Genomic DNA, 10,850 nt, shown 5'->3' with positions numbered 1-10,850 from the left:
AGCACCAGCGGCAGCGCGATGATCGTGGCGACCGCCTCAGCCCAAAGGCTCTTCGAGCGCGCTATCCACCACGCGAGCGGCGTGCCAAGGACCAGCAGGATCACGGTCGTCAGGCTCGCGAGCTCGACCGTGAGCTCGAGCGATTCCCAGATCTCTGGCGAAAAGCCATCCATGCGTCAACTCTAGCTTTGCACGTAGCCACCCCGCGCGATAATCGCGTGGAGTTTTTGCCCTTTAAGAAAATCGACGAAAGCGCGTGTCGCTTTATTATTGGCGCCGCTCTCCAACAGCACGGCATTTGGCCCCATCGGGCCATAAGACTCCCGCGCCACCAGCCAGGGCAAACGGGTTTTGCTGTTTGTGAGCTCGGACGGCGCGACAAATCCGAGCTCGGCATTACCGGTCTCGGATCGATCGGCGTGTGTGATGCTGGCGGTATCGGCCCTCGGCTGAATCGCCGCACTGACGCCTGGCGCTTTCATGACCTGCACCGCCGTTGCGCCATCATAAGGTGCGGCGGCCGGATTGCAGATCGATGACTTTGCCACAGACATCATCTGAAGGCTATCCGCGCGATTGGCGAACTTCACATTCGAACGCCACAGCACGAACTTGCCGCTCTTAGAGGTGAAGCTGTTTCCCGATACCGGGAGACGCTTCTCGCTCTGTTTACTTGGGCGGAACTGGTCGGCCGACAGAAGGATGCAAAGCGCGGGTTGGATGATCCAGCTGCAAAAATGTCCGTGCGCGCGTGAGCTCAACCCGGCCTCGAGCCGCGTCGTCTGAGTGAGCGGTGATGCAATCTCGTTGCTCGGCAGACGGACGTTTGCGGCAAGGGTGGGACTGATGTTCACCGCTGCTGCTTTTTCGAGCAGGATCAGAATCAGAGTTGCATTGATCAGGATCAATCGGGCAAGCCTCATTGGGAAGTCTCTCGGAGCGGGGCGGCCTGCGACCAGTTTGGCCGCGACGGCTTCTGCTCCTGATCCCAGCAAACGGCGTGCCGCTCGCGAAATATGATGCGCGCCTTGCGCCACAGCAGCCAAACACGCTTAAGCGCCAGCCTGGCTGTTGAATTGCGGCGGAATGGCCCCAGCGCCGTGTCAGCTTTCCGACTTCGGCGTGTTCAACCGAACATCTCTAGCCTCTTGAACGAAAAACTTCTTGGGATACTCCGCCCCAACCTTGGCTCCGCCGCGCCGTGATGTCCGACCTTGGATCTTTGAACGGCTCGAACTCCGATCTCCGGCTCATCGGCCGGCCCAACGTAGCCCCCTGGCCTGGGGGTGTCGGAATACGATAAGTTCTGCCTTCACGTCGCCGCTATGAAGCGTCCGTTCGAGAAAAACTCTGTGGCAAGCGACTCGTCCAGGCGCGGCAGGAGCTCAGCGTGTATCGTCCGGTGAAGGAGTATCGAGGCTGTCGTTTGTAGCTGTGCGAAACAATATGACCGAGGCCGGATAACGCCCGGGGGCAGGCTGTATCAAGGCCTTTGAAGGCCTGTCTCCACATGTCGATGGCGTGGATGCGTGCCATCCAAAAAATCAATTTTACCAATGTTACGGAACGTTGCATTGACAGCACCTGACGCCCGACGAATCACGTCGCTGCTTCTGTCGCGCGACGCGTCGCGACGTGGCTCGGCTGGGGGATGGCGCCGCGTTCGCGTCGAAGCGCGTCATGGAAGCAGCAGCATGGCAGTTCAACTCGCGAAGGAAATTGTCGCACGATGAAGGAAAACGCCGTCGGCGGCGGCGAGACAACGACCGCCAGGCAACTGACCTGGTGTGGCATCCAGTCGCTGGAGTTGAGGGACATCATCTGCGACCTGGAGCAGTCCGACGCGATCGAGATTGAGATGAACACGGATGACGCCTGATCGAATCTCAAGAATGTCGGCGACGCGACTGTCCGCGGCGTGGTCGCTGAGAAGGCCTGAATGGGGAGGCGCGTCGTCATTACCGGAATGGGCGGGTTGGGGACCGACGGCGCCTCCATCTATAAGGAGATACGCGAAGGCCGCTCCGCCATTGGCCCGATCGCAACTCCGAGCTCAGGATAGGGGCCAAGCTCAAAACCCTTCCCGAGCATGACATTGCCGCAAGCGGCTGGTCGATCTCGAGGTCGCGCCCACTCTGCCGCGCGAGCGCAAGGTGCGCGTCGCGCCGAGCAATGCCTTTGCCCTCGGCGGCACGAACGTGGTTCTGGGATTCAGCCAAGTGTCGTCAGGAGACAGTCGGTCCACAGTCTCGTCGGTTGAACGGCCGCATGGCTTTGGCGCTTGGCGCGCGACTTGCTTAACAAAAGAAAACACAGGTAACTGCCGACCTACCCTCGGAATTCACGCTGCGATCTGTCGGATTTCCGACATCGCCGTCTTCAATGGGACACGGCTGGCATAAAAGCTCGTCTGATGCCGTCACCGCTCAACGCGCGGCGGCTCGGTGTTCGAGTTCGTATAGGGAAGGAGCGTCATGACCACCATCGCAACTGCGGCGCCCGCGCGGCCGTCGCAAACTTGGTACAAAATTCTCTACGTTCAGGTGCTGATCGCGATCTTGATTGGCGTCGTCGCCGGTTGGCTGTGGCCGTCGCTCGCAACCAACGACTGGATCAAGGCGCTCGGTGATGGATTCATCAAGCTGATCAAGATGGTCATCGCGCCGATTATCTTCTGCACCGTGGTCTCGGGCATCGCGCACATCCAGGATGCGAAAAAGGTCGGCCGGGTCGGCCTCAAGGCGCTGGTCTATTTCGAGATCGTCTCCACTTTTGCCTTGTTGCTCGGCCTGGTGATGGGCAATCTTTTCCAGATTGGCCACGGCCTTGCGGCCAAGCCCGATGCCGCAGCCGTCGCCAATTACGTGAAGCAGGCGGAAGCCTCGAAAAGCGTCGATTTCATCCTCAATATCATTCCCGACAGCGTGGTCGGCGCGCTGGCGCGCGGCGATATCCTGCAGGTACTCTTGTTTGCCATCCTGTTCGGCTTCTCGCTGATGGCGCTGGGTGAGCGCGGCGAGAAGTTGCGCGGCATGATCGACGACACGGCGCACGCCGTGTTCGGCGTCATTGCCATTGTCATGAAGGCAGCGCCGATTGGCGCGTTCGGCGCCGTGGCTTTCACGATCGGTAAGTTCGGACCCTCGGCGCTCGGGAATCTGATCGGGCTCATCGCGCTGTTCTATGCCACGGCCGCGCTATTCGTGGTAGTCGTGCTTGGTCTGATCGCGCGTTTCGTTGGCTTTTCGATCTTCAAGTTTATCGCCTATGTCAAAGACGAGCTCTTGCTCGTGCTCGGCACCTCGTCCTCGGAAAGCGCGCTGCCGCAGTTGATGAAGAAGCTCGAGCGGCTAGGCTGCTCCAAGCCCGTGGTCGGGCTCGTGGTGCCGACCGGCTACTCCTTCAACCTCGATGGCACCAACATCTACATGACCTTGGGAACGCTGTTTATCGCGCAGGCGCTCGGGGTCGATCTCACCTTCGGCCAGCAGCTCACGATCCTGATCGTGGCGATGCTGACGTCGAAAGGCGCAAGCGGTATCACCGGGGCCGGCTTCATCACGCTCGCGGCGACGCTATCAGCGGTTAATCCGGCGCTGGTGCCGGGCATGGCAATCGTGTTCTCGATCGATAAATTCATGAGCGAGGTGCGTGCACTTACCAATATCATGGGAAACGGTATTGCCGCGGTGTTCGTGTCCTGGTGGGAAGGCGAACTCGACGAGGCCACGCTTCATGCGCGGCTCAACCAGGAAATTGGTGCGGCCGACGGCGAGACCACAAACACGACGGGGTAGGGGCTGCATTTCTGTTCGTCATTCCAGGACGCGTTGACGCAGGTGTACGCGAACTCGCGAGTCTTGCTTGTCCAAGTCGGCAGCAGCCGACTTGGATTACGAAGGCGGAATCTCTCGCCGCGACCTCTGGATTGCCGGTTCGCTCGCTTTCGTGAGCGCGCCGGAATAACGTCCTAAAGAGGCTGCTCCGTGAGACGAGGGGACGAAACCCTCGGTTTCGCCGGGCGGTTTCTCATGAGCGCCGAGTCTGAACAACTGCTTGAAAGTGATAGTCCTCTATCCAATCGCATGACGGCGAAGCGTTAGCGAAGTGCAATGCCCCATTGCAAGCGGGTCTGAAGGTTAGCTTGAATCGAATTTGGATTCCCAAATCAGGAGACTTCGGATTTACCATGCTGGCTGGGCCTGGAGGCCAGCACGGATCGGCAAGCCTTACTCTGAGGATCTTCGGAAACGGGGCGTTGCAGGGTTGTTTCCGGTGGATTGTCCTGCAACGAGGCGGCTAAACATTCGGTGTTGCGGTCAGCACGGCCGTTGGATGGGCGCGACGGCATTGCGAGACCGGCAGCGTGGTGCCCGGCAGGGATGCGCGGCAACAGGTCGAAGGCCATTTCCGGCAAACACCGCGTCCGGGTTTTAGGGCGAATCAAGGGGACTTCACCCTGCGCGGCTTGGTCGCCGAGCTCACTGATCGCGGACCTAAGGCTGATTACCGTTCAATATGGGAGTTCTCCACGCCGAGAAGCTCAGCTTGAAAAAACTGTGGCTGGCGAACGCGAGATCTGGGCCAGGACCGATATGGGGCCTTGCGGGGGTGCGCCGCGTGGCCAGAGGATTCACAGCAAGAGTCCCAACGGCCGCTGGACGACCATAACCTTCCTGGCCGCGTTGCGCCATGACCGGATTGAGGCGCCATGGTTTCTCGAGGGCCGAACGATGGCGAGAGTTTCCGCCTCTACGTCGAGAGAGTCCTCCTTCCGACGCTTTGTCCCGGCGACATCCTAACCATGGACGATCTCGGCAGCCACAGACGCAAAATCGTGCGTCAGCTTACCCGCCTCGTGAATTTCGCATAAGTGCCGCTCTCGTGAACCCAGAGCCGATTCTTGGCATCGTGCGACCGTCTTTACAGCTCCGTCTTCGTGCCACAGACTTTTACAGATATAGCGCGCTCGAGCTCGGACGCCAAACCACTCAAGTGATCCGCAAGCTTTGCGAACAGCTCTCGCTTTTCCTGGTCGGTTGCCAGATCGCTGATCAATTTGCACTCGGCTGCATCGGTGCGGAGCTCTTTCAGTTGCTTCTGCAGGTCTTTCATCGGTATGCCCGTGGAGCGGCTATTCAGACCAATTAATCGGAGTGTACTTCAGCTCTCGCCGCTCCATTTCCGAACGAAGCAATTCAGCATAGCTGCGCAGATTGTTACCAACAAAGCGGCAACGTCCGCCGTCCGCGCGACCAGCCAACACTTGCCGCCGCACACTTTCCCAAAGAAACAATAAGCTCTCATCTTTCGAGTTTGAAAACCTCATCCGGACACCCCAATCCTTGCGCGCAAATGCTACCGCCATCTCAACGGCCTGAAGTGTTCGTTTCGGACACTCCCGCGCAGAAACCAAGTACCCGTTGCACATTTGCCACATGAGCCTTTCGGTCACCGCCCTACGCCTATCAGGCGGTTGGAGCAGAGCAGCTGGGTCTTACAGCTTCTGTCTTTGACGGTTCCACATGCTGCCAGCTAGTCGCTGTGGCTCGGACTCATCACTTGGCTGCGAACGCATTTCGCGCTCAGGAAAAAAATTGACTGTGTAAGCGGTCGCGCAGTTCAAAAGGAAGTGAGCGATGGAGGTGGCGTATGTATTCGGCTCTTGTCGGGACTCTTATTCTTTTGAGCATTGGCATCCTATTGGCCCACGCGCCGGACGCTTTTCGCTCGGGTCGTGATAGCAATTCCCGACACTAACTATACTCTCATGCAAACAGCGCCGCGCCCGCCTCAGTGCTGACGACGGATCGCGCCCGGGTAAGCGATCGAGTGCTTCTCTTAGAGCGCCGTCGTGCGTGCAGAGGCCCTCTCCCGTGAGCATAACCATATCAGCGGCCTCGCCCTTGGCCGCTCGGGAGATCCGGCCATCGGCGACTTCGGCGATCCCAAGGTGATCCGGAAATACTGCGAACTGATCGCGGATCCGATCCGCACGCGGGGATCGTATCCTTCTCGCAAGTCGGCGCGAGGCTCAGATCAGACCCGATCAGGAGGTCGCTTATATAGGTGCCGTCTAGCTCTAACAGCCTGTTGAAGAAGTCGGTAGCGAAGCGTTTCGTATCGTGATTCTCTAGGACCAGGATTTAACTGGGGGCGCGATGCGGGGAGTGACGAACAGTCCGGCTCGCTTTTTAGTTATGTGGACCTGGAGGCTCGGGTTCGGGTCGACCACCCGCTACGGGTGATCCGAGACTTGGCGAATGCGGCGCTGGGCGACCTTTCTGGGGAGTTCGGCAAGCTCTATACGAACGTCGATCGCACCGGAGAAGTTGCTTCGGGCGATGCTCCTCCCGGCATTTTATGGGGTTCGCTCGGAACGGCATCTGATGGAATGGATGGAGTTCGATCTTCTGTTCCGCTGGTTCGTTGGGCTCGGGGTGGATGATGCGGTTTTGGGACCATTCGACCTTCTCGAAGAACCGCGACCGGCTGCTCGAAGGCGAGATTGCGGCCAAGTTCCTGAACGCGCTTTTGGCGCAACCAAAGGTCAAGCGTCTACTATCGAGCGATCACTTCTCGGTGGATGGTACGCTGATTGAAAGCCCGGGCTTCGATCAAGAGCTTCCGGAAGAAGGATGGCAGCGACAAAGACGAGGACGGTCCGGGACGCAATGCTGAGCGCAGCTTCCACAAGGAGAAGCGATCGAACGAGACATGCGAGCACGACCGATCCCGAGGCGCGGCTCTACAAGAAGGGTGACGGCCAGCCGGCTAAGCTGAGCTATATGGGCCATGCGCTGATGGAGAACCGCAATGGTTTAGCGGTCTTGGGTGGGGTGAGCCAAGCGACGGGCACCGCCGAACGGGAGATTGCGCTTGCCATATCGACAGGCGCGGGTGCGCGAAACGGATCACTCTGGGGGCGGATAAGGCCTATGATGTCACGCAGTTCGTCCACGAGCTGAGAGATAGATCGGTTACTCCGCATATTGCGATTGATGGACATCTGAGTAAGACCGGCAAGCGGCGCAAGACGGCGATCGACGCGCGGACCACACGTCACAGCGGCTACGACATCAGCCAACGCTGCCGCAAACGCATCGAAGAAGTCTTCGGCTGGATCAAGAGTTCCGCTGGCTTGGCCAAGATCAAGCTGCGAGGCCGCGACCGGGTGGATGCCGTGTTCGTCCTGGCGCTTGCGGTCTATAATTTGATCCGGCTTCCCAAGCTTCTGGCGGCACCGGCATGAGCATTCGGGGCAGATGGCAGGTCGTCGAGACACCGAGCTACGGCATGGCCTTGGCGAGCGCCTACATCCTGTTCGACGAGGCCGGCGGCGAATTCGCCTTCGATTGCCGCACAGGCTCCATTCATGGAACCTGCCACGGCGATGCCGCCGAGTTCGGCTGGCAGGGAAACGACGAAATGGAGCCAGCCGAGGGTGACGGCTAGGCCGAACTGCAGGATGACGGCTCACTCGAAGGGGAGATCTGCCTTCTCAACGGTGACAACATCCCATTCATCGCGCGCCGTTCAAAGACTTCTTCAACAGCCTGCTAGCTAGGGGCGGCTAGGTTGGTTCTTTGGCTCGGGCGAATCCGTTCGGAGATCAGAGTCCCGCTGCAGGTCGCGTAAACGAAGTCTCCGCGACATCGAAATCCAGAGATCGTCGGGCCAGCTATTTAGATCAATGTCGATCACAAGCGCAACGCAACCCACGCCCTGAGGAGGCGGCCCATACTTGGCACGCGAACAAGTGAACATCCGTGCGGCCCTTGCACCGGGGGGTGGGGCCGGATCATCGGCGCCTTTTCGTGTGGCATATCATTTGCAAGGGGTCATGCGGGCTGGACACGGCCAGGTGCCGCGCCATGCCCCAACAGCCCGACGCACCTCATACCCGGCAGTGTGCGTCGGGCTTCGCGCTGTTTCAGCGTCCACGCTCGGCCGCATTCACCGGTGCTAAGTCGGATGTAGAGTGGTTCGATAGGCCGAGACCGCGCTGCCGTTTCACTTCGAGAAAGTGGGACACTATGTACTGGCGCCGGTGCAACAACAAAGACTCTTGGTGGTCCTGGCGTGGGCAATCACTTCCCGGCGTATGTGGAGAACACGTTTGTCAACTTGCATACGCTAGATCGCGCGACCGGATTTGCCGAATTGAATAACGTGCGCGAATTTCCGGAACACCTCGGTCATCCGTTGGTTGCTTGTCTTTCCTGCTACAGGATGGGCGACATCTCCTATGTTCGGTGTCGAAACGGCCGCGCCCCATGCGCGCGCTGAACGAAATCGGCGAAGACGTTTCCCAGCACCAAACCGACGTGCCTAAGTTGCCTCTAAGATCCTGGAGGCCGCGATCCGCAAAGAGAGGTCAATCGACGACCTCAAGCGTATAGGCCAGAAGGCGCTTGCCAATGCGGCCATCTTGTGTCGCCAGCTTGGCAGCTTTGGCATGTCATTTCGCTCATGAGAACGCATAGACGACCCAGCAGATACCGGCCCAGAGGAGAGCGCTGACAAGCATCGCCGCAAGCGGCCAGGAATTCAATCTGATCCGCGACTGCGAAGCATCAGGACGCAATGCGCGATCGGCTTTACCGCCTTCAAGCACGCGCGGTTTTGGTTTGCACCAGCGCGTCATCCGTGCACCATCCTTGCGCTGTGCAAGTTGATTAGGGTCACAGCAATTCGAAGATCACCAAGCGAAGTGAACTGCGTCTCGATGCCGATAGGATTGGCGTCGTGAGGCTGGCGAGCCTGATTGTCAGCCTGGCCGACTACCAGAGTCGCGCATCGTTCAGCTGAGGTTGAAATGCCGTGCCTTGTTTGATGTGACTGTAACATTGTCCATTCGCGCCGCATCTCAAAGTGGCCCCATGACCGGCCTCCGCTTGATGGTGTCGCTATCTCCTTGGTAGGTTGAAGGTGACTGCCACATGAGGTCTGCCTATTGTACAGCTACAACCGGCCTTCAGCACCGCATTGATCAGGCTCAATCGAGCAAGTCTCATTGTGAATTCCTATTTCAGTGACCAGCGGCCGACCTTTAACTGCGGCATCTTTCACTCAGCAATCGTATCCGTCCGGTGAAGGCCGCCTTGCCGAGTGAGGCGTGTTGTTGAGAACTGTCCTTATGGACAGTGATAGGCGCAGTGCCCAAGTCGAGCGGCTCGAAGTAGTGGACACAGGCCGACGGCGGCGCTGGTCCGAGGATGAGAAGCTCAAGATCGTCCTGGAGAGCTTGCAGGCGCCGCGCCAGGTCGCGGCGACGGCGCGGCGATATGGCGTTTCGCGCTCATTGCTGCTCCGGTGGCGACGGTCGTTTCGTCCCGAGCCGAAGGATGCCGCCCATCAAACGGGCTTCGTACCGGCGATGGTGGTCGCGGAATCGGGGCCGACGCTTGGTCCGGTCGGGCCGGCCGGCGGCGGCGCGATCGAGATCGAGTTTGCGGCCGGGGCTCGGATGCGGATCACGGGCACGGTCGACGCGGCGACGCTGAAGGCCGCGGTCGCGGCACTGGCAGATGGACGGCCGCGGTGATCCCCATTCCGCCCGCCGTACGGGTGTGGATTGCGACCGGCCACACCGACATGCGCCGCGGCATGAACTCGCTGGCGTTACTGGTGCAAGAGGCCTTCAGACGCGACCCGCACGGCGGCGACCTCTACGTGTTCCGAGGCAAGAGCGGCAAGCTGATCAAGATCCTTTGGCATGATGGGCTCGGCATGTCGCTCTACGCCAAGCGGCTGGAGCGCGGCCGCTTCCTCTGGCCGTCGTCGGCCGATGGCATTGTGACCATCACCCGAGCCCAACTTGGCTACCTGCTCGAGGGCATCGACTGGCGGATGCCGCAACACACTTGGCGGCCGCAGGCGGCGGGTTGATCGCTGGGATTTGAATCGACCACACGTCGGCAGTTCAGACACAGACAGCTTATTGTGATTCTCTGACCGGGATGGCGCCGATGATTCTCTCCCCGACGATGCGACCACGCTGAAGGCGATGCTGCGTGCCGAGCGGGTAGCGCGGTTGGCCGCGGAAGCGGACGCCCAGGCGCGGACCTTGCTGATCGAGAAGCTCAAACTCACGATCAAGAAGCGGCGGCATGAGAAGTTCGGACAGTCCTCGGAACGTGGCGCACTGTTGGATCAGCTCGAACTGCAACTCGCCGATCTGGAGGAGAACGCGGCGCAAGCCGAGACCGCGGCGCAGATGGCCGCAGGCGACAAGATTACGGTGCCATCGTTCGAGCGCCGCAAGCCGGTGCGCCGGCCGCTGCCGGAGCATTTGCCACGGGAACGCCTTGTCTATCCGATACCTGCGGCCTGCCCATGCTGCGGCGACCGCCGGTTACGCAAAATCGGCGAGGACGTGAGCGAGACGCTGGAGCTCATTCTGCGGCAGTGGAAAGTCATCCAGCGCGTGCGCGAGAAGCTCGTCTGCCGGGCCTGCGAAGCCATCACCCAGCCTCCGGCTCCCTCGCACCCGATCGCGCGCGGACGTGCAGGACCCAAGCTGCTGGCCCATGTCCTGTTCGCCAAATACGGCTTGCACCTGCCGCTCCATCGTCAGAGCGACGTCTACCGGCGCGAAGGCATCGACCTCGACGTCTCGACGCTGGCGGACTGGGTGGGCGCCTCCACGGCAACCCTGATGCCGCTGGTCGATGCGATCCGCGGCCATGTCTTTGCGGCCGAGCGCATCCACGCGGACGACAGTGTGCTGCAGAAGCACACAGAAAGGATGATCGTGATGATCTGATAATCTGTGAGCACAAGCTGTGACAGCGATGAGGGAGGGCCCCTCGGGATCGGCTTTCAGGAGCAGGTCCCAAATCACTTCA

The 10,850-nt window shown here is 60.0% G+C and carries 9 protein-coding genes and 2 pseudogenes; 8 read left to right on the top strand and 3 right to left on the bottom strand.

Annotation, left to right across the window (positions count from 1 at the left end; all coding sequences use genetic code 11):
* Window positions 1–182: 182 nt before the first annotated feature.
* A complete protein-coding gene (gene modA / locus ACZIRK_RS43675; protein WP_474419677.1) occupies window positions 183–923 on the bottom strand; it encodes a molybdate ABC transporter substrate-binding protein in 741 nt (246 codons plus the stop codon).
* 806 nt (window positions 924–1,729) lie between these two features.
* On the opposite strand from modA, the gene ACZIRK_RS43670 reads away from it, so the two are divergent.
* The 3 genes and pseudogenes from ACZIRK_RS43670 to dctA all read left to right on the top strand — a co-directional run bounded on the left by ACZIRK_RS43670 (window position 1,730) and on the right by dctA (window position 3,797).
* Window positions 1,730–1,879, top strand: coding sequence for a hypothetical protein (locus tag ACZIRK_RS43670; protein WP_165421513.1), 150 nt, complete (start codon window positions 1,730–1,732; stop codon window positions 1,877–1,879).
* A 60-nt stretch (window positions 1,880–1,939) separates the two neighbouring features.
* Window positions 1,940–2,097, top strand: a pseudogene (locus tag ACZIRK_RS43665) (beta-ACP synthase); the annotation flags it as partial.
* Window positions 2,098–2,474: 377 nt separating this feature from the next.
* Entirely contained in the window at window positions 2,475–3,797 is a 1,323-nt protein-coding gene (dctA, locus tag ACZIRK_RS43660) for a C4-dicarboxylate transporter DctA (protein WP_474419676.1), read from the top strand.
* 1,126 nt (window positions 3,798–4,923) lie between these two features.
* Here the strand turns inward: dctA and ACZIRK_RS43655 are convergent.
* Window positions 4,924–5,115: a hypothetical protein gene (locus tag ACZIRK_RS43655; protein ID WP_028169064.1), complete on the bottom strand. Its 192-nt coding sequence runs from the start codon at window positions 5,113–5,115 to the stop codon at window positions 4,924–4,926.
* A gap of 19 nt (window positions 5,116–5,134) precedes the next feature.
* Entirely contained in the window at window positions 5,135–5,368 is a 234-nt protein-coding gene (locus tag ACZIRK_RS43650) for a hypothetical protein (protein ID WP_245287682.1), read from the bottom strand.
* 834 nt (window positions 5,369–6,202) lie between these two features.
* On the opposite strand from ACZIRK_RS43650, the pseudogene ACZIRK_RS43645 reads away from it, so the two are divergent.
* From ACZIRK_RS43645 to ACZIRK_RS43625, 5 genes and pseudogenes are all read left to right on the top strand, one after another.
* Window positions 6,203–7,252, top strand: a pseudogene (locus ACZIRK_RS43645) (IS5 family transposase).
* Entirely contained in the window at window positions 7,249–7,455 is a 207-nt protein-coding gene (locus tag ACZIRK_RS43640) for a hypothetical protein (protein ID WP_245475127.1), read from the top strand. The pseudogene ACZIRK_RS43645 and the gene ACZIRK_RS43640 overlap by 4 nt, the downstream one beginning before the upstream one ends.
* A 1,684-nt stretch (window positions 7,456–9,139) precedes the next feature.
* Window positions 9,140–9,547 (top strand): IS66-like element accessory protein TnpA, encoded by a 408-nt coding sequence (gene tnpA, locus ACZIRK_RS43635; RefSeq protein ID WP_463719014.1) that lies wholly within the window; start codon window positions 9,140–9,142, stop codon window positions 9,545–9,547.
* Window positions 9,544–9,891: an IS66 family insertion sequence element accessory protein TnpB gene (tnpB, locus tag ACZIRK_RS43630; RefSeq protein ID WP_028169062.1), complete on the top strand. Its 348-nt coding sequence runs from the start codon at window positions 9,544–9,546 to the stop codon at window positions 9,889–9,891. Before tnpA ends, tnpB begins: the two co-directional genes overlap by 4 nt.
* A 118-nt stretch (window positions 9,892–10,009) precedes the next feature.
* Entirely contained in the window at window positions 10,010–10,768 is a 759-nt protein-coding gene (locus ACZIRK_RS43625; protein WP_080664167.1) for an IS66 family transposase, read from the top strand.
* The last annotated feature ends 82 nt before the right edge of the window (window positions 10,769–10,850 follow it).

It is taken from the genome of Bradyrhizobium sp. Leo114, assembly GCF_055229415.2.
The sequence above is the reverse complement of the archived record's forward strand: the minus strand, read 5'-3'. Positions and strand labels throughout refer to the sequence as shown.